At 54.4% G+C, this 26968-nt stretch carries 11 protein-coding genes and 4 pseudogenes; 6 read left to right on the forward strand and 9 right to left on the reverse strand.

Translation table 11 applies throughout. The annotated features are described in order from the left end of the window. Positions 1-133: 133 nt before the first annotated feature. Complete coding sequence (gene ppk1, locus ACFK9X_RS17220; protein ID WP_000529555.1) at positions 134-2200, forward strand: polyphosphate kinase 1; 2067 nt, start codon at positions 134-136, stop codon at positions 2198-2200. Between the two features lie 4 nt (positions 2201-2204). Beyond that, a complete protein-coding gene (gene ppx / locus ACFK9X_RS17225; RefSeq protein WP_001123330.1) occupies positions 2205-3746 on the forward strand; it encodes an exopolyphosphatase in 1542 nt (513 codons plus the stop codon). Positions 3747-3781: 35 nt separating this feature from the next. On the opposite strand, the pseudogene ACFK9X_RS17230 reads toward ppx, so the two are convergent. Together ACFK9X_RS17230 and ACFK9X_RS17235 are read right to left on the reverse strand one after the other, a co-directional pair. Further along, a pseudogene (locus tag ACFK9X_RS17230) lies at positions 3782-5990 on the reverse strand (MASE1 domain-containing protein). A 96-nt stretch (positions 5991-6086) separates the two neighbouring features. Next, on the reverse strand, positions 6087-6224 hold the full coding sequence (locus tag ACFK9X_RS17235; RefSeq protein WP_001540598.1) for a hypothetical protein: 138 nt from the start codon (positions 6222-6224) through the stop codon (positions 6087-6089). A gap of 178 nt (positions 6225-6402) precedes the next feature. Between ACFK9X_RS17235 and ACFK9X_RS17240 the strand changes: the two genes are divergently transcribed. Further along, complete coding sequence (locus ACFK9X_RS17240) at positions 6403-6594, forward strand: YfgG family protein (protein WP_000075924.1); 192 nt, start codon at positions 6403-6405, stop codon at positions 6592-6594. A 77-nt stretch (positions 6595-6671) separates the two neighbouring features. Here ACFK9X_RS17240 and ACFK9X_RS17245 read toward each other — a convergent pair. After that, positions 6672-6815: pseudogene (locus ACFK9X_RS17245) on the reverse strand (hypothetical protein); the annotation flags it as partial. 267 nt (positions 6816-7082) lie between these two features. On the opposite strand from ACFK9X_RS17245, the pseudogene ACFK9X_RS17250 reads away from it, so the two are divergent. Together ACFK9X_RS17250 and ACFK9X_RS17255 are read left to right on the forward strand one after the other, a co-directional pair. Further along, positions 7083-7304: pseudogene (locus tag ACFK9X_RS17250) on the forward strand (hypothetical protein); the annotation flags it as partial. Continuing rightward, a complete protein-coding gene (locus tag ACFK9X_RS17255; RefSeq protein ID WP_023244201.1) occupies positions 7289-7618 on the forward strand; it encodes a DUF1493 family protein in 330 nt (109 codons plus the stop codon). The pseudogene ACFK9X_RS17250 and the gene ACFK9X_RS17255, both read left to right, overlap by 16 nt. Positions 7619-7697: 79 nt before the next feature. On the opposite strand, the pseudogene ACFK9X_RS17260 reads toward ACFK9X_RS17255, so the two are convergent. From ACFK9X_RS17260 to guaB, 3 genes and pseudogenes are all read right to left on the reverse strand, one after another. Continuing rightward, positions 7698-8015 (reverse strand): annotated as a pseudogene (locus tag ACFK9X_RS17260) (DDE-type integrase/transposase/recombinase); the annotation flags it as partial. 135 nt (positions 8016-8150) lie between these two features. Next, positions 8151-9728 (reverse strand): glutamine-hydrolyzing GMP synthase, encoded by a 1578-nt coding sequence (gene guaA / locus ACFK9X_RS17265; protein WP_000138296.1) that lies wholly within the window; start codon positions 9726-9728, stop codon positions 8151-8153. 69 nt (positions 9729-9797) lie between these two features. After that, positions 9798-11264 carry an IMP dehydrogenase gene (guaB, locus tag ACFK9X_RS17270; protein WP_000944174.1) on the reverse strand — a complete coding sequence of 489 codons (1467 nt, stop codon included), beginning with the start codon at positions 11262-11264 and terminating at the stop codon, positions 9798-9800. Between the two features lie 160 nt (positions 11265-11424). Between guaB and xseA the strand changes: the two genes are divergently transcribed. Further along, complete coding sequence (gene xseA, locus ACFK9X_RS17275; protein ID WP_151117130.1) at positions 11425-12774, forward strand: exodeoxyribonuclease VII large subunit; 1350 nt, start codon at positions 11425-11427, stop codon at positions 12772-12774. A gap of 163 nt (positions 12775-12937) precedes the next feature. Here the strand turns inward: xseA and shdA are convergent, their stop codons facing one another. The 3 genes from shdA to ratB form a co-directional block, all read right to left on the reverse strand. Beyond that, the gene (gene shdA, locus ACFK9X_RS17280) at positions 12938-18865 is read right to left on the reverse strand and encodes a fibronectin-binding autotransporter adhesin ShdA (protein WP_191964505.1); all 5928 of its coding nucleotides are present in this window, start codon (positions 18863-18865) and stop codon (positions 12938-12940) included. A gap of 559 nt (positions 18866-19424) precedes the next feature. After that, positions 19425-19538 (reverse strand): IS1 family transposase, encoded by a 114-nt coding sequence (locus ACFK9X_RS17285; protein ID WP_001667815.1) that lies wholly within the window; start codon positions 19536-19538, stop codon positions 19425-19427. After that, the gene (ratB, locus tag ACFK9X_RS17290; RefSeq protein ID WP_151117132.1) at positions 19526-26833 is read right to left on the reverse strand and encodes a DUF823/DUF824 repeat adhesin RatB; all 7308 of its coding nucleotides are present in this window, start codon (positions 26831-26833) and stop codon (positions 19526-19528) included. Before ratB ends, ACFK9X_RS17285 begins: the two co-directional genes overlap by 13 nt. Positions 26834-26968: the final 135 nt, after the last annotated feature.

Consider the following 26968-nt stretch of genomic DNA (forward strand, 5'->3'; position numbering starts at 1 on the left):
CGGCCTACTCTTTTCCCTTCCTTTATGCTATCAGTTTATTGTCATATTTTTCTGGCGCAGTTGGACATTAACGCGTAATGCTCGCCATAATCATCAGGCAGTGTCCCGTGAATAAAACGGAGTATAGGTAGTAATGGGTCAGGAAAAGCTATATATCGAGAAAGAACTGAGCTGGTTAGCATTTAACGAACGCGTGTTACAGGAAGCGGCGGACAAATCCAACCCGTTGATTGAGCGGATGCGGTTTCTGGGAATCTATTCTAATAACCTCGACGAGTTCTACAAAGTGCGTTTCGCTGAACTGAAACGACGCATTATTATCAGCGAAGAACAGGGTTCAAATTCTCATTCACGCCATTTGTTAGGCAAAATTCAGTCTCGCGTGTTGAAAGCAGACCAGGAGTTCGACGGCCTGTACAACGAATTACTGCTGGAAATGGCGCGTAATCAAATCTTTCTGATCAACGAGCGTCAGCTCTCGGTGAACCAACAAAGCTGGTTGCGCCACTATTTTAAGCACTATTTGCGCCAGCATATTACCCCGATTCTCATTAACCGGGAGACGGATCTTGTTCAGTTTTTAAAAGATGATTACACCTATCTGGCGGTGGAGATTATCCGCGGCGACACCATCAACTATGCGCTGCTGGAGATACCGTCCGACAAAGTCCCACGCTTCGTTAATCTGCCGCCGGAGACACCGCGCAGACGCAAGCCGATGATCCTGCTGGATAATATTCTGCGCTACTGCCTGGATGACATTTTTAAAGGGTTCTTCGACTATGACGCGCTTAATGCCTATTCGATGAAAATGACCCGCGATGCCGAATATGACCTGGTGCATGAGATGGAATCCAGTCTGATGGAGCTGATGTCTTCCAGCCTGAAGCAGCGCCTGACCGCTGAACCTGTGCGCTTTGTCTATCAACGCGATATGCCCGCCGCGCTGGTCGACGTACTGCGGGAAAAACTAACGATCTCCCGGTATGACTCAATCGTACCCGGCGGGCGCTACCACAATTTTAAAGACTTTATTAATTTTCCGAATGTCGGTAAAGCCAACCTGGTCAATAAACCGTTACCGCGGTTACGCCATCTTTGGTTTGATAAAGAGAAGTTTCGTAACGGTTTCGACGCGATTCGTGAACGTGATGTGCTGCTCTATTATCCTTATCACACCTTTGAACATGTGCTGGAACTGCTGCGTCAGGCGTCGTTTGACCCAAGCGTGCTGGCGATCAAAATCAATATTTATCGCGTAGCGAAAGACTCGCGCATTATTGACTCGATGATCCATGCCGCCCATAACGGCAAAAAAGTCACCGTGGTGGTGGAGTTGCAGGCGCGCTTCGATGAAGAGGCAAATATTCACTGGGCCAAGCGGTTAACCGAAGCGGGCGTCCATGTTATTTTCTCTGCGCCCGGGCTAAAAATTCACGCCAAACTCTTCCTCATCTCACGAAAAGAGGGCGATGACGTGGTGCGTTATGCGCATATCGGCACCGGTAACTTCAACGAAAAAACAGCGCGGCTGTATACCGATTATTCGCTGCTGACCGCCGATGCGCGCATTACCAATGAAGTGCGTCGGGTCTTTAATTTTATTGAAAACCCCTATCGCCCGGTCACTTTCGATTATTTGATGGTTTCTCCACAAAACTCACGGCGTCTGCTGTATGAGATGATCGATCGTGAAATCGCCAATGCCCAGCAAGGCTTACCGTCAGGGATTACCTTAAAGCTTAACAACCTGGTTGATAAAGGGTTGGTCGACAGGCTATACGCCGCGTCGGGTTCGGGCGTCCAGGTCAATCTGCTGGTACGCGGTATGTGTTCTCTTATTCCGCAACTGGAAGGCATTAGCGATAATATTCGCGCGATTAGCATCGTGGATCGCTATCTGGAACACGATCGAGTTTATATTTTCGAAAACGGCGGTGATAAGCAAGTTTGGCTCTCTTCAGCTGACTGGATGACGCGTAATATTGACTACCGTATCGAAGTCGCTACGCCTATCCTCGACCCGCGGCTTAAACAGCGCGTCCTGGATATCATTGACATTCTGTTTAGCGACACGGTAAAAGCGCGTTTTATCGATAAAGAACTCAGCAACCGCTACGTACCGCGCGGCAATCGCCGTAAAGTCCAGGCGCAGCTGGCAATTTATGACTACATCAAATCACTCGAGCAACCAGACTAACGCTATGCCAATTTACGATAAATCCCCTCGTCCGCAGGAGTTCGCTGCGGTCGATCTCGGCTCAAACAGCTTTCATATGGTCATTGCCCGCGTGGTTGACGGCGCAATGCAGATTATCGGGCGTTTAAAACAGCGCGTCCATCTGGCGGACGGGCTGGGCGCAGATAATAAACTCAGCGAAGAAGCCATGGAACGGGGGCTTAGCTGTCTGTCGCTGTTTGCTGAACGCTTACAAGGTTTCTCCCCTTCCAGCGTCTGTATCGTAGGCACCCATACGTTACGTCAGGCGCAAAATGCCGCTGATTTTCTCAAACGCGCGGAAAAGGTTATTCCCTACCCGATAGAGATTATTTCCGGTAACGAAGAAGCGCGCCTGATTTTTATGGGCGTAGAACATACGCAGCCGGAAAAAGGCCGCAAGCTGGTGATCGATATCGGCGGCGGGTCAACAGAGCTGGTCATTGGCGAAAACTTCGAACCCAGGCTGGTTGAAAGCCGTCGTATGGGCTGCGTGAGCTTCGCGCAGCTCTACTTTCCCGGCGGCGTTATCAATAAAGAAAACTTCCAGCGCGCCCGAATGGCGGCAGCGCAAAAACTGGAAACCTTAACCTGGCAGTATCGTATTCAGGGTTGGAACGTGGCGATGGGCGCTTCCGGTACGATTAAGGCCGCTCATGAAGTTCTCCTGGCGCTGGGTGAGAAAGATGGCTTCATTACGCCGGAGCGCCTCGATAAACTGAAGTCAGAAGTGTTGAAGCACCGCTCCTTTAATGCGCTCAGCCTGCCGGGTCTGTCTGAAGAACGAAAAGCGGTCTTTGTGCCGGGCCTGGCGATTCTGTGCGGCGTTTTTGATGCTCTGGCTATCCGCGAGCTTCGCCTTTCCGACGGCGCGTTGCGCGAAGGCGTGCTGTATGAAATGGAAGGCCGCTTCCGCCATCAGGATGTTCGCAGCCGTACCGCAAAAAGTCTGGCCAATCAATACAACATTGACAGAGAACAGGCCAGACGCGTGCTGGAAACCACCATGCAGATGTACGAGCAGTGGCAGGCCCAGCAGCCAAAACTGGCGCATCCGCAGCTTGAAGCGTTGCTCCGCTGGGCGGCAATGCTGCATGAGGTTGGACTGAATATTAATCACAGCGGTTTACATCGCCATTCGGCTTATATTCTGCAACACAGCGATTTGCCCGGCTTTAATCAGGAGCAGCAAATGATGATGGCGACGCTGGTGCGTTACCATCGTAAAGCCATAAAACTGGATGATATGCCCCGCTTTACGCTGTTTAAGAAAAAACAGTATCTGCCGTTAATTCAGCTACTTCGGCTGGGCGTATTACTGAACAACCAGCGGCAGGCGACCACTACGCCGCCGACGCTGCGACTAACGACCGATGACAGCCACTGGACGTTATGTTTTCCGCATGACTGGTTCAGCCAGAATGCGCTGGTACTGCTTGATCTGGAAAAAGAACAGCAGTACTGGGAAGCGGTAACTGGCTGGCGTCTCAATATTGAGGAAGAAAGCTCGCCGGAGATCGCCGCGTAAATTGTGAGCCAGACGCCGCGCCGCGGCGTCTGTCTTTACTGAATCTCAGATAATAGCTGCGGCTCGCCAATTAAATATCCCTGAAGATAGTCGATCCCCAACGAGAGCACGACGCTTCGTATTTCTTCGCTCTCGACATACTCCGCGACGACCTGCATATTTTTCATTCGCGCTAAATGACAAATAGAAGCCACAATCTGATAATCGAGACTGTTTGACACTATATTGCGAATAAAACTGCCATCAATTTTAAGAATATCGGCGTCAACGTTTTTCAGCCGCGCATAGCTGGCGTAGCCAGTACCGAAATCATCAATCGCTATCTGACAGCCAAACTGCTGTAGCTGTCCCAGCGTCAACTGCGCCTGCTCAGCATTGGTGAGAGAGTTGCTTTCCGTTACCTCAAAAACCAGTTGCCAGGGTTCAACCTGATATTGCGTAAGCAACTGCTTAACTTCTGCAGGGAAACGAGCGCGGCATACCGATGTTGGCGACAGATTAATGGCAAAACGATGCGCGGGCATATATTCCCGGCTGGCCGCCATAAACCGCAGCGTGTTTTCAATCACCCAGAGATCGATAGCGGAAGACAAACCAAACTCATGCGCCACGGGTAAAAAATTGTCCGGGTTGATAACGTCGCCGTTGTCATCCCTGAGTCGCAGTAAAATTTCATGGTAAACGTCCCCACGAACGCCGAAAATAGGCTGCGCCATCAGGAAAAAATGATCGTGCTCCAACGCCTGTTGCAGCCGATTCATCATCGCAATTCTGCCCTTCAAATCGCGCTGCAGGTGCATTGCGCCGCTGTAAATCCTCCGGCGCGTTAGTCGTCAACGAAAGATCGGAACTGGTGCTTAATTCGCCCAACAGCAGATAAAGGTGGCTAACCGGAGAACGCACGCAGCAGTAGCTCACGCCGACAGGCGGCTGTAGCGGCAGTCCATCCCAGATAAACCGAAACTGCTTAATATGTTTATCCAGCGCTTCAATACGCTGCTGATGCGACTCTGTATTAAGACGCAGCACCAGGTCGTGCCCTGACATCTGGTAGACGCACTCATTTGAGGCCAGCATCGGCGTAATCCAGTGAGAGAGCTTTTGCTTATACTGGATGCGTAACATGACGCCATAATTTTTACCCAATAGCTCCAGGCCCGGCACGTGTAAAAAACAGATCGTAGACCAGGGCGCATTTTGGAGCGCGCGGTTTAACGCACGTAAATTGGGAAGATGTACAACCGGGTCAAGATAGGCCAGCCGCCGTGCGCGACCACTCACTACGCGCTGGCGCGTGGCCAGTACAGACATATAATTAACAATAAAAGAAAAAACCAGATAGCTCGAAGAGGTAATCGCTAATTGCGTATCATAACCTGAATACCAGGGCATATAACGCTGATAATAATGAATCGACGTAATTAGCACGACGGCCCAGATAATTGAAATAAACTTATAGCCATAGCGCATCGCACCCCACAGCATGACCGGCAATAATAACGAAAGCGTATAGTTGGTACTAAATATTGAACTATTATCAGTCAATGGCATACACAGTATAAACATTAGTGTAGTCAATACGGCCAGCCAAATAACGATCTCTTTTTTAGTGGCCTTGCTATCAATCTGTAGCTTTAATTGCTGATAATACCCCCGCAGGTGCAGCGGATTGCGGAGAGTACGAATAATAAAATAGCACAATGGCACGCCGACAAGGTTACCGACCAGTAACGCCTGGTAATTAATCAGCGTGTTGATATTAAAGGGCATTACCCCCATCAGGCTGGCTTTGCTTTCGTACATGCCAACAAAAGCGGCAAACTGGTAGATGACCAGAAATAATGTTGCAGAACAAAATACCTGCCAGAATATTCGTTGAAACAGCAGGTGGGCGTCGCCGTGGGAAACATTGTTTCGCCGGGGGGAAAAGACACGATAGCCGCCCCAGCTTAGCACGATAGTAATGATAAAGTGCATCGTCACAGAAAGGGTTTCATACAGCCCTGTCTGCGGGTATCTGCGCCAGAAGATAGCAAGCACAATGCCCGGCAGTGCTGCCCAGCCGAAAAAGAGCATCAGGCTAAGCATAAAAGCTAACGGCAGGTAAAAAAGAACCACATTTCCAGTGCTGGTAAGCGCATAAGTATTTGCGCTACTTAAAACAGGTAGTAAAATCGAAGGAAGGATGAGCGGTAGTCCCCACCATTTATCTCTGATATTTATATAAGTTTTATTTAGTTTCATGGATGCTCAGCAGAACCCCCCAATCCCAAAGGGGCGTTAACAGACAGGCATCCCACCTGACTTTAAATTGATGATGCGATATACATCACACGATAGTCATCGATTGTAATTATTAAACAAAAGTAACATTTGATTTAAGTCAATTATTACCTTTCTCCTGCAGCCTTTATTCGCCTTTTTATTCTTTGTTATCATTAATTTATTATTAATGTAAATACTAAAATTATCTTCCATAACAATATAAGATAAATCAACTGACGCAATTTTACATTAAGAGGAATTGACCATCGGTTCGCAGTATGCCTTAATGTAGAGTGAACGCAGGCTTGTTACGTTCTTCGCCTTGATAATACCCTTGAAGAACCCAGCCTGATCCCGCCCATACCGCTGGGCCAACGTTAAGGAACCCTTTGTGAGTCAGGCCAACAGTATGCGAAAACGACATCGATTTAACACTCGCATGACCCGTATCGTACTGCTTATCAGTTTTCTCTTCTTCTTTGGACGTTTCGTCTACTCTTCTATCGGCGCCTGGCAGCACCATCAGGATAAAAAAGAAGCGCAACAGTCATCGCTTTCTGTCACCACGCCGGGACAACGTTAAGCTGTTATCCGTTAAAAAGCCCGCGCAAGAAAAAGAAGCTTTAGCGTTAACGCAAAAAGACAACCCACTCAATGGGTTCAGGCCATGATCAGACGCTTAAAGAGCAACCGCGGGATATCCTGCCTGGGTGATAAGATCACATGCGCGGTTACTAAGATTCCCTTGACCGAATACAAAACCCGATAGCCTTCAGCGTGGTTAAACTCCCGGTAGCTGGCACAAGTTCAGGGCAAATCTGGCATCCCAGCGGGCACTGACGTACGGTACTCTCAAACTGTGTAAGTATCTCTGCGATAGCCGGATGCGGCTCAACCTCAACGCACTTAAGGAAACCCGCTATTGTGTCGATGCAGTGCTTTACCGTAAACGTATACTCAAAGGTCACCTGCGGCTCCGACCTATCCGCCAGAGTCAATGCGAAATCAGGAAGATAACCATCGTGGGAGGAGAATAAGGTGACCAGTCCTATACGTCAGAATTTGTTTTGTAAAGAGCCACCTGGGATCAGATTACCAACGTTGACAGGCAAAACCATCAACTCATTACAGCTAAGCTCAACGAATAATTTAGGTCGTTTCGTTGGTCGTAATGTACCCTGGCTCGGTTGGGTTATGACATTCACTACGATTTATGATATCCAGCGTGATATTAAAGATACATTTAATCGTGTGGCGGTTCCTAAAGATCGCATTCAGTGGACGTGCTTCTAATGAGAGATATTGAGAAAGAAATTATCGATTTTATCGATCAGGAATATAACACTAAAAAGTACTTTCTCTGTGGGCCAAAGCGAACCATCACGCTTGATACCAGTATTAGGGATGATCTAAAACTCGTTTTTGAAGATAGTGAAGAACTTCTACAAGAGTACTTCAAGCGTTGGAATGTAGATTCAGAAGGATTTGACATACTCAACTATCTGAATCCAGAGTACTTTGGAAGTAAAGAGCCTGATCCGCGTAAGCCACTAACAGTTGGTATGCTCGTTGAAAGTGCTAAAGCTGGACGTTGGTTATATAGTTGAAGAATAAAGTTACTATATTTTAAATACCCCTTATTTGGGCTGAATCGCCACGGATAACCTGGACACTTCTGAGTCGTTGGTAGATCTTTTTCTTTATCCGTTCACGCTTCAGTAGCTGGAAAAAGCTTTCTGCAACCGCATTGTCATAACAGTTGCCACGACGGCTCATACTGCCTTCCAGTCCGTGCGATTTCAGCCATTCATAGCGGGTGTACTGACTACCCTGATCAGAATGAACCAGCACCTGTTTTTGGGAATGACGTCGCCACACGGCCATCAGAAGCGCATTCAGGACAATATCTTTTGTCATTCGTGGTTGCATTGACCAACCGATAACTTTGCGCGAGAACAAATCAACGACCACGGCAAGATACAGCCAACCTTCGTGGGTTCGTAATTACGTCAAATTTGCCGTCAGGAGCTGTGCGCTACACAGAAAATGCATCTATGCACATAAATAAAAACCCTCTGCAAAAACAGAGGGTTAAATTCACTTTTACCTGTTCATGAAAACACAGGAAGGATTATCGGCTTATTCCCACTCAATGGTAGCCGGTGGTTTACCGCTGATGTCATACACCACACGGGAAATCCCGTTGACTTCATTGATGATGCGGTTGGAAACACGACCCAGGAAATCATACGGCAGATGCGCCCAGTGCGCGGTCATAAAGTCGATGGTTTCGACGGCACGCAGGGAGACCACCCAATCGTACTTACGACCATCGCCCATGACGCCAACGGAGCGTACTGGCAGGAAGACGGTGAACGCCTGGCTGACTTTGTCGTACAGATCCGCCTTACGCAGCTCTTCAATGAAGATAGCGTCCGCGCGACGCAGCAGGTCGCAGTACTCTTTCTTCACTTCGCCCAGTACGCGTACGCCGAGGCCCGGCCCCGGGAACGGGTGACGGTACAGCATGTCGTACGGCAGGCCCAGCTCCAGACCAATCTTACGCACTTCGTCTTTGAACAGCTCTTTCAGCGGTTCAACCAGCCCCATCTTCATCTCTTTCGGCAAGCCGCCGACATTGTGGTGAGATTTGATGACGTGCGCTTTACCGGTTGCAGACGCCGCAGATTCGATAACGTCAGGGTAAATGGTGCCCTGCGCCAGCCACTTCACGTCTTCCAGTTTGAGCGCTTCTTCGTCGAACACTTCTACAAAAACACGACCGATGATCTTACGCTTGGCTTCCGGATCGTTCTCGCCAGCCAGCGCGGACAGGAAGCGCTCTTCTGCCGGTACGTGAACGATATTCAGGCCAAAATGGTCGCCAAACATGTCCATCACCTGCTCGGCTTCGTTCAGGCGCAACAGGCCGTTGTCGACGAAAACACAGGTCAGATTTTTACCGATGGCGCGGTGCAGCAGCATCGCGGTGACGGAAGAATCCACGCCGCCGGAGAGACCGAGGATCACTTTATCGTCGCCTACCTGCTCGCGAATGCGCGCCACGGCGTCGTCGATGATCTTCGCCGGCGTCCACAACGCTTCACACTGGCAGATATCGCGTACAAAACGCTCCAGCATGCGCATACCCTGGCGGGTGTGAGTCACTTCCGGGTGGAACTGTACGCCGTAGAAGCGTTTTTCTTCGTTGGCCATAATGGCGAACGGACAGCTCTCGGTGCTGGCGACGGTCACGAAGTCGGACGGAATCGCCGTCACTTTATCGCCGTGGCTCATCCACACGTCCAGCAGCGGTTTGCCGTCTGCGGTCAGGGAATCTTCAATACCGCGAACCAGCGCGCTGTCGGTCAGCACTTCGACCTGCGCGTAACCAAATTCACGCTCATTAGAACCTTCTACATGACCGCCAAGCTGCATCGCCATGGTCTGCATCCCGTAGCAGACGCCAAATACCGGCACGCCTGCTTCAAAGACATACTGCGGCGCGCGCGGGCTGTTTTCTTCGGTAGTGCTTTCCGGGCCGCCGGAAAGAATAATGCCGCTTGGGTTGAAGTCACGAATTTGTGCTTCTGTCACATCCCACGCCCACAGTTCGCAGTAAACACCCAGCTCACGCACGCGGCGTGCAACCAGTTGAGTGTACTGAGAACCGAAGTCCAGAATGAGGATGCGATGCTTATGAATGTTTTCCGTCATTGACGCTTATTCCGAGGCAAGTGAAACAGATTAAATAAATCGCCCGACGCGAAGGTCGGGCGAAGAAAATCAGGAGCCCAGACGGTAGTTCGGGGACTCTTTGGTGATGGTCACGTCGTGAACGTGGCTTTCCTGGATACCCGCACCGCTGATACGCACAAACTCCGCTTTAGTACGCAGTTCGTCGATGGTAGCACAACCGGTCAGCCCCATACAGGAGCGCAGGCCGCCCATCTGCTGGTGAATGATCTCTTTCAGGCGACCTTTATAGGCTACGCGGCCTTCGATACCTTCCGGCACCAGTTTGTCGGCGGCGTTGTCGCTCTGGAAGTAACGGTCGGAGGAACCTTTGGACATCGCGCCCAGCGAGCCCATCCCGCGGTAAGATTTGTACGAACGGCCCTGGTAGAGTTCGATTTCGCCCGGGGATTCTTCGGTACCGGCCAGCATAGAGCCCACCATTACCGCGCTCGCGCCTGCGGCGATGGCTTTGGCGATGTCGCCGGAGAAACGGATACCGCCGTCAGCGATAACCGGAATCCCGGTGCCTTCCAGCGCTTCCACCGCGTCAGAAACAGCGGTGATCTGCGGAACGCCCACACCAGTCACGATACGAGTCGTACAGATAGAGCCAGGGCCGATACCCACTTTCACCGCGCTGCAACCGGCTTCCGCCAGTGCGCGAGCGCCTGCGCCAGTGGCGACGTTGCCGCCGATGATTTGCAGGTCAGGATATTTAGCACGGGTTTCACGGATACGTTGCAACACGCCTTCAGAGTGACCGTGAGAGGAGTCGATCAGCAGTACGTCAACGCCTGCCGCCACCAGCGCGTCAACGCGCTCTTCGTTGCCCGCGCCTGCGCCGACCGCCGCGCCGACACGTAAACGGCCCTGCTCATCTTTACAGGAGTTTGGTTTACGTTCCGCTTTCTGGAAATCTTTTACGGTAATCATGCCAAGCAGATGGAAGTTATCATCAACGACCAGCGCTTTTTCTACGCGTTTTTCGTGCATTTTTGCCAGCACGACTTCACGGGCTTCGCCTTCACGAACGGTCACCAGACGCTCTTTCGGTGTCATGTAGACACTCACCGGCTGGTTCAGGTCAGTCACAAAACGCACGTCACGACCGGTGATGATACCCACCAGCTCGTTATCTTCAGTCACCACCGGATAGCCCGCGAAGCCATTACGCTCGGTCAGAGCTTTCACTTCATGCAACGTGGTGGTTGGCAGGACGGTCTGCGGGTCGGTCACTACGCCGGACTCGTGTTTCTTCACGCGGCGAACTTCTTCCGCCTGGCGCTCGATGGACATGTTTTTGTGGATAAAACCAATGCCGCCTTCCTGAGCCAGGGCAATTGCCAGGCGCGCTTCCGTCACGGTGTCCATCGCCGCAGAAAGCATAGGAATATTCAGACGAATAGTTTTCGTCAACTGCGTGCTGAGATCGGCAGTATTCGGCAAAACGGTGGAGTGAGCGGGAACAAGGAGGACGTCGTCAAACGTCAGGGCTTCTTTAGCGATACGTAGCATGGGCAATATCTCACCTGGGAGGTTAATAAATATTGCCGCGGCATTATACAGAACGTAATCGGTTGCATCTACATTTTTTTGCAAATAGTGCTTGCGATCCCCCGTGAGCAGGTTACTATTGATTGAATAACCTGCTGATTTAGAATTTGATCCCGCTCACATGTTATCCTCTCAAACTTCCTCAATTTTTACCGTAAGCCGCCTTAACCAGACGGTTCGTCTGCTGTTAGAACAGGAGATGGGACAGGTATGGATCAGCGGCGAGATTTCTAATTTCACGCAGCCTGCGTCGGGCCACTGGTACTTTACGCTCAAAGACGATACCGCTCAGGTGCGCTGTGCGATGTTCCGTAACAGCAACCGCCGGGTGACGTTCCGTCCGCAGCACGGACAGCAGGTGCTGGTACGCGCCAACATTACGCTGTACGAGCCGCGCGGCGATTATCAAATCATCGCCGAAAGTATGCAGCCGGCTGGCGAAGGCTTGTTGCAGCAGAAGTATGAGCAGCTAAAAGCCAAACTCCATGCCGAAGGCTTGTTCGAACAGCAGCATAAACAGCCGTTGCCCTCCCCGGCCCACTGCGTGGGGGTGATCACCTCGAAAACCGGCGCGGCGCTGCACGATATTCTCCATGTGCTGAAGCGTCGTGACCCATCCCTGCCCGTTATTATCTATCCAACCGCGGTACAGGGCGACGACGCGCCGGGGCAGATCGTTCGTGCTATCGAACTGGCGAACGCGCGGGGCGAGTGTGATGTACTGATCATCGGGCGCGGCGGCGGTTCGCTGGAAGATTTGTGGAGTTTTAACGACGAACGCGTGGCGCGGGCGATTTTTGCCAGCCGCATTCCGGTGGTCAGCGCCGTCGGTCACGAAACGGACGTCACGATAGCTGATTTTGTCGCCGACCTGCGCGCGCCGACGCCATCAGCAGCGGCAGAAATTGTCAGCCGCAACCAGCAGGAGTTGTTGCGTCAGATCCAGTCCGCCCAGCAGCGTCTGGGCATGGCGATGGACTACTACCTCGCCAACCGCAGCCGTCGTTTCACGCAGATTTTTCACCGTCTGCAACAACAACATCCGCAACTGCGTCTGGCCCGTCAGCAAACCGCGCTGGAACGTCTACGCCAACGGATGGGATTTGCGCTTGAGGCCAGGATTAAGCAGGCCACTCAGCGTCAGCAGCGCGTAAGCCAACGCCTGAGCCAGCAAAATCCGCAGCCGCGCATTCACCGCGCGCAGTCGCGCATCCAACAGCTGGAATATCGTCTGACGGAGAATATCCGCTCACGGTTAAGCGAACAGCGCGAACGCTTTGGCAACGCGGTTACGCATCTGGAGGCGGTAAGCCCGTTAGCCACGCTGGCGCGCGGCTATACGGTTTCGACGACAACGAACGGCAAGGTGCTGAAAAAGATCAAACAGGTCAAAGCAGGCGATATCATGACTACGCGACTGGAGGACGGCTGGCTTGAAAGTGAAGTCAAATCCGTCACGCCGGGAACGTAATCCAATATTCCCCCACCCTCGGCAGCGCAATGTTGGGTTTCGGTTTCGCCTCACCCAACCTACGCGCCACGTCGGATAAGGTGTAGCCGCAATCCGACGCTCAACCGATTTGTCATTCGCCTCAAAACCGGGCAGGGAATACCCGCCCGGTTTTGTCGCTCACTTACCAGTTATAGCGCAGATTCAGGCTACCGTTCAGATCGCCAAAGTCATTGCTGCCAGTCTGCCCGGCAACCTGAGCGCGAACGCTCCACTGCTTATCGATATCTGCCTGCAGACCCACTTTCAGCTCCGCACGGTTAGCCGGAAGATCCTGTTTCACCGTGGCATCATCAAACGATACCGACACATCATCGCTGGTGTGCAGCCAGTTAGCTTCAGCAAACGGCTGGATAACCGTACGGCTGCCTTTGTACAGCTTGCCGTCAACACGCAGACCCAGGCGCGTTGTCCAACTGTCGCCATCCTGACCGTCGATCCGGGTGCCGTAGTTATCCTTCACGCTATCCGCTGAGTAGTTCTGCCAGACAACCTGCGCCTGCGGCGTCAGACTGACGGTATTGCCGTTGCTAAGCGCAATATCGTATCGATAACCGGTTTCCAGCGAGACAGCGTTAGCGGTTGAATCGTAAGATTCAGAACCCGCATCACCGCTCTCTACGCTGTTGTTGTAGAAACCATATTGGTACCAGCTGTCGACATACGCGCCGCTATGCGTTTGGGCATCGGCAAACCAGGTGGCATAAACACCGAGGTTGTAGCCGTCTACGTTGCCGCTACTGGTGAACTGGCTACCGTCCGCGCCACGGTTACCGGTGCTGTCGGTATCGGCGTTGATGTAGCTCGCCATGACGCCAACGGTAACGCTCTGCTGGCCGTTGCCCCAGGCCAGAATGTCGCCGCCTAACTGGAACTGGGAGTAGTTGCTGTCCATATCGATATTGCCGCTGACAGCCTCGGATTCCGCTTTACCCGCTTTGAAGCGCGCCCATACGCTGCCATCGGCATTACGATACTGGCTGCCCTCGCGGTCATAGAGGGTCTGCATTTGCAGGTTGCGCGCCATCCACTGGTTGCCCATGTACGCGCCGATATCCGCACGGTACTGTGGTGCGACATCGCCGCCGTCGTCCGGAGGCGTGACATTACCGCCATCGCCGCCGTCGTCCGGAGGCGTGACATTACCGCCATCGTCACCGCCATCCGAAGGCGTGTCATCACCGCCGCTGTCGTCATCATCAGACTGTGCTTTTGACGCCAGATACCAGTCGTTGTCACTTTCATTCCAGTACAGACGGTAGGTATAGAGACCGGCGTTAACCTCATTTTTTAGCTCAAACGCATCGCGGGTCGATACGCCGCCAACATCCACCACTTCGATACCGTTAGTGGTCTGTGCTCCATCGCCGATGCCGTTGATGTACAGATCGGTGGTGCCGGAGGCATCGCCGGTAATCACCAGCTTATCGGTCGCCGAATCATCGTCGCCCAGGACGGTATTCAGATAAAGCGAGCCGCCGTTGCCGGTGTAATTGCCATCAACATAAAGCGTATTGCCCGGCGTGCTGGAGGTGCTGCCGCTGGCGATCGTCCCCATGTTGACCAGATCGCCATTGAGGGTGAAGATAGCGCCTGTCTCCTCGCTGTCGCCGAAGACCAGCGTCCCTTCATTGGTCACCTTACCGTTAACGGTCGTACCATTGCTGCCGCCGAAGGTCGCCCCAGAAGCGACGTTCACCGCCTGCTGGCTGCCCACTTCGCCAATCGTACCGTCTCCGGCCAGCCACAGCGTGCCTTCCTGTACGTTAGTATCGCCGGTGTAGGTGTTCACGCCGCTCAGCGTCAGTTTACCCGCGCCCAGTTTGGTCAACGTTTTACCATCCCAGTCGCCGTTGCCGGTTTTATCGCCCAGTACGCTGGTGACTTCAAAGCTATCGCCTGCGCCCAGAGTGAAGGTGCCGTGTGCTGGCGTCGCTGACGTGGCGGTCGCATTCCAGCTCAGCCCTTCGGTAAGCAGATATTCTGACGCATCTTCAGGATTGATTGTCCCGGTTACGGTCAGATAGTCCGGCTTGTCAGTGAGGTTCATCGTCAGGCTGGTAAAGTCGCCGCTGATATCGCTGGTCATATCCATCAGTTTAAAGGACTGGAACTCCGCGTCGGAGGCGCGCGATTGCAGGCTGGCGTCGCTGACGACCAAATCGCCGCCAAGCGTGGCGCTGCTGCCGGTAATCAGCGGTTGCACTGAGTCACTATTCAGCTCAACGTTCAGCGTACTGCCATCTTGCTGAATTAACGCGCTGTCGCCGAGATCCAACGAGGTGCCGAGCGCCAGTTGGGTCGTCGCGCCGCTATGAGTGGTGATGCCGCCCACCGCGCTGACTTCACCGTCTGCGTCCAGCACCAGCGTGGCATTATTGTCTACCAGACCGGTGCCCAGCGCCGTCGTACTGGCGGCGACCAGCGTACCTTCATTGATGGTGGTGCCGCCGCTGTAGTCGTTGTCGCCAGAGAGGATCAGCGTGCCTGCGCCTTCTTTGGTCAGCGATTTACCGTCCCATCTGCTACCCGGATCCAGCGTATCGTCAACGTCTGTCAGTGTAGCCGCAACGTTAAAGCTGCCGTCAGGGTCGCTCAGGGTAAAGGTGCCGTGGGCGTCGGTAGTGGCGTTGTCTCTGTCCGCATACCAGGAGAGGGAGGCCGTCAGATCATAGTGGGTGTTGTCCGTTTCATCGACTTTTCCGTCGATAGTCAGGAAGTCAACATCTTCTCTATTCATTCCCGCGACGGTCAGATTGTCGAAATCGGTCGTAATGGCGCTGTCGCTGTCAATCAGCGTGTAGGTGTATGCCTCAGGCGTCCAGCTGTCTGTAACGCTGCCGATGCCGGTAACGTTCAGCGTGCCGCCCAGCGTGACGCTGTCGGCGGTAATCATGGCATCGTTGGTGGCCGCACCGAGGTCAATACTTAGCGTACTGTCGTCTTCCTGAGTGAGCTGGCCCGCGTCAAGGGTGCTGCCCGCCGCCAGCGCGGTCGTGGTGCCGGTATGGGTGGTGATGTTCGCAAGCTCGAATGCGCCGTTGGCATCCAGCATCAGCGTACCGCTGTTGTCGACATCACCGCCGCTCAGCGCGTTAACGTTGGCGGCAATCAGCACACCGTCGTCAATGGTGGTGCCGCCGGAGTAATCGTTATCGCCGTTTAACGTCAGCTCGCCTGTGCCGGTTTTCACCAGCGAACCGCTGCCGGAAAGCGTATTTTCCAGCTCGCCCTCGCCGACCTGAAGCACGCCGCTGTTAGCGATAGCGCCAGTGCCCAGCGAATCCGCATGGTCAGCCGTCAGCGTACCGCCGATAATGGTGGTGCCGCCGGAGTAACTGTTATCGCCGCTTAACGTCAGTTCGCCCGTACCGGTTTTGACCAGCGAACCGCTGCCGGAAAGCGTATTTTCCAGCTCGCCCTCGCCGACCTGAAGCACGCCGCTGTTGGCAACAGCTCCGGTACCCAGCGAATCCGCATGGTCAGCCGTCAGCGTGCCGCCGGTAATGGTGGTGCCGCCGGAGTAATCGTTGCCGCCGCTTAACGTCAGCTCGCCGGTACCGGTTTTCACCAGCGAACCGCTGCCGGAAAGCGTATTTTCCAGATCGCCTTCGCCCACCTTAAGCACGCCGCTGTTATCGATATCGCCGCTGCCCAGCGAATCCGCATGGTCAGCCGTCAGCGTACCGCCGGTAATGGTGGTACCGCCGGAGTAAGTGTTGTCGCCGCTTAGCGTCAGCTCGCCTGTGCCGGTTTTCACCAGCGAGCCGCTGCCGGAAAGCGTATTTTCCAGCTCGCCTTCGCCGACCTGAAGCACGCCGCTGTTAGCAACAGCCCCGGTACCCAGCGAATCCGCATGGTCAGCCGTCAGCGTACCGCCGGAAATAGTGGTGCCGCCGCTGTAAGTGTTATCGCCGGTCACGATCAGCTCATCGCTACCGCTTTTGACAATTTGGCCCTCGCCGGTCACGTTGTTATCCAGCGTGCCCTGGCTCAGCGCAAGCGTTGCGCTTTCTGCAATCGTCACATCGCCAGTGCCGAGCGCGGCGGCGTCTTTGGCGGCCAGAATGCCGCCGTCAATTTCAGTATCGCCGTAGTCGTTGCCGGTGTTGCTGAGGATCAGCGTGCCGTCGCCTTGTTTGGTTAGCTTGCTGCCGTTCCAGTTGGAGGTCGCCGTGGTTTCGTCCAGTTCGCTGGTGACGGTAAAGGTACTGCCTGCATCAACGGTAAAAGTGCCATGCGCAGCGCGCGCAGAATTTGCGCCCGCGTACCAACTCAAGCCCGTAGACAACTCGTAGTTGGTATTATCATTCGCATCAACGCCCGCGTTGATCGTCAGATAATCCGGCATAGCGGAGGTGTCAGCATCCAGTGTTACGCTGTCAAAATCGGTAGTGATTGCGCTTTGTGAATCAATCAGCGTGATCGATCCAAAGTGTTCGTCGGTTTCGGGCGCGACAAAGGTGGCCGTTGAGCTAAGGTTCAGCGTCCCGTCCAGCGTGACGTTGGCGGCTTTGATAATTGGCGCGCTGTTGGCGGTATCCAGCGTCGCGTTTATCTGGCTGTTATCCTGTAAGGTCAGGGTATTGTCCACCGTCAGCAGCGTACCTGTCGAACCGCTCGCGTTGCCCAGCGTAATATCGCCGTCGTTGGTCAGATTGCCGACGGTTGACGGGTCGGTCATGTTCCACTGGCTGGTGTCGTCGAGCGACAGCGTAGTAAACATCGCATCTACACTACCGGTTAACGTGGACCCCTGGCTTAAAGAGAGCGATGACGATGACATGTCACTCTGAGCAACGTCACCGATCAATGTCGTATTGTTGGCCTGAATTACCGCCTTGCTGCCAAGCTTGATCACTTCCGGCGCTTCAAATGTGCTGTCGGTCAGCACGATAGGAGCGTTAATCGTCGTGCCAGTGTCCACATGCAGCGCAATCGTGTCTGAATTAACCTGTGCTTTGTTGACCGTCAGCGCGTTGAGATCCTCATACCCGTCGAGTTTTCTTTTGCTGGTTATAAAGATACCGTCGCCGTCGGCGTTGATGGTGGCGCCGTCGATCCTGGCGTCCGACGCCAGAATATACACGCCCGTACCGGCAGAGGTAATGTTGCCGCCTGTAATATCCAGGGTAGTGGCGTTATTGGCCTGTACCGCCGCGCCGCTGGCATTGGTATGTGTTATGGTCGCGTTGGTGAGATTAAGAGCGGCCTTATTGGTACCCTGGATGGTGCTCATCGTACCTGCAGAGCTGACCGAGCTATCAGACAGGTTCAGGGTGGAACCCTCGTCTGTCGCGGTGTTTCCGGCAACAACGTTTATCTGGCCTTGCGCCAGGGTGATTGTGCTACCGTCCAGCACGTTCAGCGTACTGCCTTGTTGCACCTGCGCGCTGCTGCTGTTAGCTGCCTCAACGATGGTACCGTCCAGCGTTGCTTCTGAACCCGTATACAACGTCATTACGCCGAAATTGCCGTCAATTGTTAGCGTACTGTCCGTTAACGTCAGTGTGCTGCCATCCGCTGCGGAAATACCCTGGGTATAAATACCCGTAGTGGTTATCTTCGCGTCGGTAAGCTCAAGGATAGCGTAATGATCCAGCGAAATGGCGTTGGAAACATACTTACCGCCATCCGGATCATCAGCCCCGCCTCCGCTTGTTTCAATGACGAGCCCAGTCCCTGTGACCGTGGTGGGCTGCCAGCCGACGGTGGCGACACCCGAGACATATAGCGCCGCGCCTTCATCGGTGCCCGAATAGCTCATCGGCGGCGTTGACGCATCCAGAACGTGGGTCTGCGCATCAGCATATGATACCTGATTGTCGGCCATGGCCAGCGGGCTGAAAAATCCGAGCGCTGCAGCCACGGCGCAAGCCAGCGCCGCGCGCGTTGCTTTTATTATTTGTCCATATTCGGACTTTTTGTTTAGGGAATGGATTTCACTCGCGCATACTTGCGCTTTAACTTTGCTGTGGCCTCGCGCCAGTTCTGAAGCCACGACATACATATTTCGCACGGCGCTCCAGACAATACTGTAAGTCCTGTTCAATTTTTAAATTTCCCTTTAATAACGTTCACGAAGCAAACTGGATTTTGATTGGGCTACAAATAGCCTTTAAATGCTACATTATCAATGAGTTAAATAATAAATAACAAAAATACAGCTCTATGAATGGTTGCAATCACCTGAAACAATATATTATCCAAGCCAAATTATTAACTAATTTCAAAGCTTATTTCAATGCCAGGTCAATTTCTGGTTGATTTATAATTGATATAAATACATTCATCCATTTAATAAATATTTATATCGTGAATAACATTTAATAACTTCATATATTGAAATAAATAAATGCGTGAAACAAAAAGGTGTGATTATCATGCGACACCTGGCGTTATTTTAAATATACTCGTCATACTTCAAGTTGCATGTGCTGCGGCTGCGTTCCCTCACCCCAGTCACTTACTTTAGTAAGCTCCCGGGGATTCGCTCGCTTGCCGCCTTCCTGCAACTCGAATTATTTAGAGTATATACGTAGCGCCAGATGCCGGGTTGCAGAAGGGAGACGGCGCTTTTACACACGCGTGGCAAACGGTGGTGACGCCAATTAGCAGAACATATACTTTTCAATGAATGCTACTTTCACTTTTTCATGAAGCTCAATTGAATGTGAAAAGCAGATTATTTTCGTGCCAGACGCATAATACGTTACTCCACGCACGTCGCATAACCCGCTGTGCCTGCCGGCTTAATGGCGCAGTTTTGACTCTTGGTATTCTCATCTACGCCGCAATACATGCCGCCGCTCGAGGTTGATTTAGATAAATAGGGATAGCCCAGCGTCGGCCAGCCTAACGAGCTAATTGAATGATACAGCGTCAACAGGTCGTTATTATCCGGTGCTTTGCTAAGGCTACCGCACTGTTTGGCAATATCCCATTTCGTGTTGTCCACCGTATGCGCCATCGCCCAGTACTCGTTATTTGCATGCACTCCGTTGGTAAATACTGGCGTCACGCCTGACAGCATCTCAGCCTGAAGCCACGGACGATGCAGCGTTTTTCCGTTGACGGATGTCGTATCCGACATATTTCCCCAGAACAACGCTTTATCCGTATCCGGGCTGGTAAGTACCATAAAAATCACATCCAGCGATGCGTGAAGAGTCGTATTGTCCGTCACTTTCACCGTGAGTGGCGTTTTCAACCCCAGGCTTTTATCCTGATTAAGCGTAAACGTTGCCGTACCGTCGCTGCCGGTAGTGCCGGTAAAGACAATCCCGGTGGTGGTCATACTTTGGCTGGCGCTTGCGGGAGTCAGCTCTTTAAGCATGAGATCGTCTGCTCCGGCATCCGCTGCCACGTCGCCATCCGTTATCACCATACCTGCCCGATTTTTCGAATCGCCACGTGACAACGTAAAACCGACGTTGGCGACCGGGTTACCGCTGCTATCTTTTACCGTCACCGTTAACGGCATCGCGCTTCCCTTCGCCACTACTGCCGCATTTTTCGCGCTGTCCATCGCCGTCGAGGTCAGCGTAATACTGGCAGGAGTAGAAGTACGCGGCTCGACCAGACACACCTGAGCGCCGGTGGCAGTCGATGAACTGGCGGTGCCCTTACCGCCGCTATTCAGGTTTATAAATTGGTAATATCCGGTATTCGGCGCACGATCCGCCACCCACCAGGATTTGTTCCCCGCCACCGGCCAGCCGTAGTTTGTACCGATTGCGCCGTTAGGATTGTCGCCATACAACGTTTGCAGATCGCCTGACAACGGCTGGTATTCCGCATCACAGCCGGTTGCGCCCGCTTTTTCAGTGTTCGCTGCGGTGACTAAGGGCCATGTTTCATTGTTAACCAGGTAAGTACCGCTATTCGACGTCATCTCCACCGCCAGCAGCGGACGCCGGAACTTCACGCCCGCGCTGTTGGTCACGGTTTCCGGCATGTGTCCCCAGTATTTGGCTTTATCGCTGTCCGGGCTGGTAATGACGGTGAAAATGACGTCCATATCGCTAACTGTCAGCGGATCGTCGACAAGCATCGCCTGCAGCGGTGTTCTCAGGCCACGGGAATCATCCTGCGTCACTTTGAGTTGCGCTTTACCATCCTCATCCGTAATGCCATACCAATAACTTGTGCACGAAGATACCGTGCAGTTAAACGTCATTGAGCCCGTAGACGGCGCAACCGATGTGAGTACCATGCCTCCGCCGGAACTGCCATCAACGACACCCGCCCGGTCTATCGAAAGCGTTCGTCCCAAACGGATAGCGGTATTGGGCTGCGGCGTGCCGGAACCATCCCTCACAGTGACGGTCAACGGCAGGCTCTCGCCCTTCTTCGCCACTGGAGCGCCTTTATCCGCATCCATGTCGCTGGAGGTGAGTTCTATCGACAAGTCCCGGCGCTTTGCCAGACAAAGCTGCGCCGTGGCGGTATTGGCTTTGGTTGTCAGCGTATTATTATCGCTGAGTCTGACATACTGGAACTGACTGTCTGAGTGCGTGGCATCCGGTACTGAGTTACCCGCCCCCCAATATTTTCCTGATGCCACCGGTAGGCCAAGCGTTGTCGTGAGTGCGCCATTGGGATAATCGGTATATAGCGTCTGTAAATCATTTACCGTCGGCAACCCCAGCCGATCGCACGGGCTGGCGGTGTCCTGATACATATTCGGATAACGGCTCCAGGTATACCAGGTCTCGTTATTTTCCGTATAACCCGACGTGTCCGCCGTTGAAGAAAGTTCAGCGCGCAGCAGCGGTCGCTTAAATTCCCCCCCCTTACTGTTGGTAAAGGTTTCCGGCATATGGCCCCAGTATTTGGCCTTATCGCTGTCCGGGCTGGTCACTACGGTAAAGATTGCGTCTTTGCTGTCTGTCAGGTTGCTGCCGTCCATCGTGGCGGCGCTGATAGTGGTTTTTAAACCGGCGGTACTGTCCTGCGCAAGGGTAAATGTCACCTGTCCCTGGGCATCGGTTTGCGCATACAGATATTTCGCCGAGGTATCCAGCAGGTATGTCGCCAGGCCGGACGGCATCACATTACGCAGCGTAATATCGTCTGTGACGCTTGAGGACGATGTGGCGCTGTTGGCGCGATTGTACGAAGATCCGCGGCTGATTTTCACCATCACGTTTTTCATCGGCTGACCTGCGGCGTCTTTCACGTCGATGGTGGCGGCCATCTGCTCGCCCTTCTTCGCCTTTGCGCTTCCGGTGGTTTCATCCTGGCCTGCCAGCGTCAGCGTCAGGCTGGCGGCGGCGCTGCGCGGCGAGGCAAGACAGGTCTGCATGTAGTACATCGAGGTGCTGGTCGTCGTTTTGACATCATTGCCGTCGTTAAACAGGTTGACCGCCGCGTAGAGCGACTGCGTGCCGTCTGACGATATCACGTAATCCCCCGCCCACCAGTAGCGGCTGACGTTGTTGTTGCCTGAACTGGTCATCGGCCAGCCGTTACGGCTGCGCATGGCGTTATCCGGGTATGTCCCGTACAGCGTCTGGAGGTTGGCTACGGTCGGCAGCGCGTTGCGCCCACAGCCGCCGCCGGTGCCGTTCCAGGCTTTATCGACGGTTATCATGCCCCAAGTTTCGCCTTTGTCGTAGTAGCCGTTGGCGATGGTCAGCGTTTTGCCGGGCGTAGCGCTAAACTCGCTGGCCAGCAGCGGACGCCTGTACGCCACGCCGCTGCTGTCGGTCAGCGTTTCCGCCATATGGCCCCAGTAGTTGGCCTTCGGCGTGTCCGGACTGGTGACCACGGTAAAGATGACTGGCAGCGGCGCGCTCGTTACGCCGTTGTGTTCTATCGCCGCCGTCAGCGGCGTTTTAAAGCCCGCGCCGCTGTCCTGGCTGATATTCAGCGTCAGCGTGCCGTCGGCGCCCGTGGCGGTGTAATAGTTAGCGCCGCTGCTACGCCCGTCGCTGTGGTTTATCTGTATATCCGCCGCCGCCGAGCTATTCACCTCCTGATTCGCGCGCCCGACGCTGTCGCCGCGCGTAAAGATAACCGGCGTGTCGGCGGCCGGGTTGCCCTGGGCATCCCGCGTGGTGATGATGACCGGGATGGTCTCGCCGACTTTCGCTTTGGCGAATCCGTCGCTGTCGTTATACACAGGCGAAGTGAGCGTTATCTGCGTCGCCGCCGGATGGGCGTTTTGCAGGCAGACAAAATAGAGTTGTTCATTCCACAATAGCGAACCGACGCCGCCGTCGCGCAGATTAATCGACTTAACGTAGCGGTTTTGCGTACTCCGGCTCAAATCGACGGTGCTGTCCTGGTAGTTTTTACCATCCAGCGGCCAGCCCTGCTGGGTATTCATGGCGCCGCCGGGCCTGGCGTCGTACAGCGATTGCATATCGGCAAGGGTCGGCACGTATCCCGCGCCGCAGGCGTCGTTCGCCATTTCAAAATCGACGATTCCCCACGCTTCGTTGTTTTCCGTATTGTCGCCGTGGGTAACGCCGCTGGCGATTTCAGCCGATAACAGCGGGCGCTTAAACACCTCGCCGTTGGCCGCCGTCGTCGTTTCCGGCATATGGCCCCACATTTTGGCTTTGTCGCTGTCCGGGCTGGTGACCACGGTAAAAATAGTATCGATGCTGGCCGTCGCGCTGGCGTTATTGTACAGCGCCGCCGTAATCGCGACTTTCGTCCCGTGGGCATCCGGGCGGGTGACGTTGATGATTTTGCTGCCGTTTTCACCGGTCATACCGCCGATTTGGGTGGCGCTGTCGTTGAGCGAATCGCCGTCAATCACCACCGCCGAGACGATGCCGTCGCCGCTACCGGCGATATGTTTCTCCCCCTGGCGGGTATAGCCGTCGCCGCGGCTTAACACGAACGGCGCTTGCGGCAGCGGATTGCCGCTGGCGTCTTTTACCGTCACTTTAAGCTGGAGCGTATCGCCCTTTTTCACCTTCACCGCGTGTTCGCTGTTTGCGTTATACCACAATGCCGCATCCACCGGCTCAATGGTGATAGACGCCGCCGTCGGATTTTTGCTGACCAGACAGCTCACGTAGTCCGACGCATCGCCGGAAGCGGTATAGCCGCCCGCAGCCAGTGATACCGCCTGCCATGTAGCGGCGCTGGCGAAGGTGGAAGACCAGTAGTCATACGTCGTCGGCCAGCCGGATACGGTGTGGATTTTATTGCCGTCGCTGGAGGCATACAGTGCGGCAAGCTGATCGGCGCGCGGCAGATGGCCGGCCTCGCAGCCCCCGGCGTTGGGGTTATTCAGCGCGTCGGCGTGGCTGACGCGCGCCCAGGTTTCGTTATCCTGCTCCTGGGTACGGGTGGCGGCAGTCGCTTCCGCCGCCAGCTTTGGCCGCTGGAATTCCATACCACCCACGGTGAGCGTGTCCGCCATATGGCCCCACATCTGCGCCTCCGGCGTATCGGGGCTGGTGGGAACGGTAAATTTCACGCTGCGGTTGATGGGCGTGGTAATCAGTGAGTTGACCGGCAGGACGCTCAGCGGCGTCAGCAAGCCCACGCCCTGCGGCTGTTCAATCACCAGCGTGGCGTTGCCCTCGGCATCGGTCATGCCCTGGTACGTCATCGACGCCTGGGAAGAGCCGAAAGGCGTTCCGCCCATCACCAGCGTTCCGTCGCTGGGATCGGTAAAGCCCGTGGTGGCGTTGGCGCGATTTTTGCCGTGCGCCAGAGTGACGGTAAAGCTGGCGTTGGGCACGCTTAACCCATTCAGCGCATTGACGGAATGGACGTTCATCGTAATTTTTTCGCCCACTTTGGCTACCGCATTACGTAACGACTCGTTGCCATCAAAGTAAACGTCCAGACTGGTCACCAACTCATTGCCGGAGCAGGAGAGATAGTTCGGTTCGGCGCCGCTGAACATGCTGTCCGCGCCGGTCGCCAGGTTGACGTGCGCGGTGGTGGAACCATCAGTATCCGCCGCGATATAGCTGTGTTTCTGCGTCGGCCAGCCGTAGGTCGTTTCCATCGCGTTACCGGAATGGGCCTGATACAGCGTATCCAATAGCAGTTGCCCCGGCACCTGGCCGGTACCGCACTGGTTCGTCGCCGCCGTTACCGAGTTAAACGTCGCCCAGTATTCGTTATTCTCAAATTCGGAACCGGTATCCTGCGCGGCCTCTTCTGCCAGCAGCGGGCGTTTGTAGATATTGCCCGCTTCCACCACGCCCTGCATATGGCCCCACATGCGCGCCTGCGCCACGTCCGGGCTGGTGACGACGGTAAAAATCACGTTCTGCGTCGCTTCCGTGCCGTCGAACAGCACCACGCGCACCGGGGTTAATACGCCCGCACCCTTATCCTGAGTCAACACCAGCGAGAACTGACCGTTGGCGTCGGTGACGCCATGATAGTGGCCGTCGCTGCCTGCCAGATTGGTGATAATTACCGGATCATCCGTCCACTGATGCCCGCTATCAATATCAGCGTTCTTTTGATTCTGGCGATTTTGCTCGTCGCCCAGGTAGACGTTAAAGTAGCGATAAGGCAGCGGTTTATTGGTGGCGCTGTCGGTGACGGTGATCTTCATGTTGATCTCTTCGCCCACCTTCACTTTCGCCGCGTTGACCGTTGAATCAAAATTATCGGCGCTAATCACTAATTTCGGCGTGACCGCAGGCGGGGCTTTATCCACGCAGCTAACCAGCGATTGCGTGGCGTCCGGCATCTGCGTGAGGCTGCGGCTGCGCATATCAATGCTGATATGGTCAGTGGCAGTCGATCCCTGGGAGGAGGACCAGTACTCTTCATCACCGGATGTCAGCCCTACCGGCCAGCCGAGGGTGGTGGCCAGATCGCCGCGCGCAATTTTTAACCCTTCCAGTTGGCGTGCATCCGGCAGAATATCGCAGTGCGCGTCGGCGTGACCCCAGTTGAACTGCGCCCAGGTTTCATTGTTGATGCTGGCGGTGCGGTCTTCACCGTCGGTTTCCGCCGCCAGTTTGGGGCGGTAAAAGGTGTAGCTTGCGCCGTCCACCGTGGCGGTGGACGTCTCTGCCATATGACCGTACATGTTGGCGCTGCTGCTGTCCGGGCTGGTGAGGGTGGTAAAAATCACGTCCACGCTGGCTTTCAGCGCTGGCGCGCTCGACGGGTGCGCTATCAGCGGCGTTTTAACGCCCGGGCCGTTCGCCTGGGTGACGACCACGGTCGCCACGCCCTCGGCGTTGGTCGTACCGTGATATTCCGTGGCGGTGGTGGTCAGTTCGGTGTTGCCGACGCGCACCGGCGCGGCATTGTTTACCACGCCCTGGCGGTTTTGCGCGTCGCCGCGGGTAATCACGAAATCAACGTTGCCCTCCGGTTCGCCGCCGCAGTCTTTGGTCGTTACCGTCAGCATGATGCTTTCGCCCGCTTTGACCTTCGCGGCGTTGAGCGACTCATCCAGATGATCGGCGGCGAGCGTTACCGGGTCGCCCACGGCGGGCGCGATATCCACGGCAAACTTTTGATCAAGCACTTCGACCGCCGTGTTATAAGGCACGCCGGTGCGGGTAAGCAACCACAGCGGCGGTATGGCGGTTGAGGTATCCAGTTGCGACCAGACCACCAGATGGCGGCCCGCCAGATTCTGCGCGCAGAAACTTATATTGCTGACGGGTTGTGGATCAAGCGGCGTGTCCGGCGTGGCGGCGTCGGCCCACACCAGCGTGACGGTGGGCGCGCGTTCAGCCTGCCAGACCAGCGGCGGCACGGCGAAGATATCGCCTTCGGTGTCGTGCGGATTGGTTAAGGTCAGCGCGCTGCCAGCATCACTGGTGCTGAACTGGCTGGGCTTCGCGGAGTAGTCAACAGGATTCGCCGCATCAGAGCGCAACTGCACGCTGCCCTGATATACCGGGATCGTTACACTGTCGGCCTGAGGCGGAGTGCCATTAATAGCCGCAGTTTGCTCAGTGAGTTCCTGCCATGCGCCGCTGCTTCGCACGGCCTGCGCGAAGAAAGGCGTTAAACTGAGGGCGCATAGCAGCAGCCAGGGTAAAAAACCGACACACTTTTTCGATTTCACTGACGTACCTGAGAAAAGTCCATTTCGTTGCAGTTCATTCCATGAATACAAAAACGTAAAAATACATCGCTACCGGAACAGCGCCAGCTACAAGGGATACCCAAGTTGGGCGCCGCAAAGCGTCACCCAACATTC

It is taken from the genome of Salmonella sp. WC3, from assembly GCF_042932255.1.
GTDB lineage: Bacteria > Pseudomonadota > Gammaproteobacteria > Enterobacterales > Enterobacteriaceae > Salmonella > Salmonella enterica.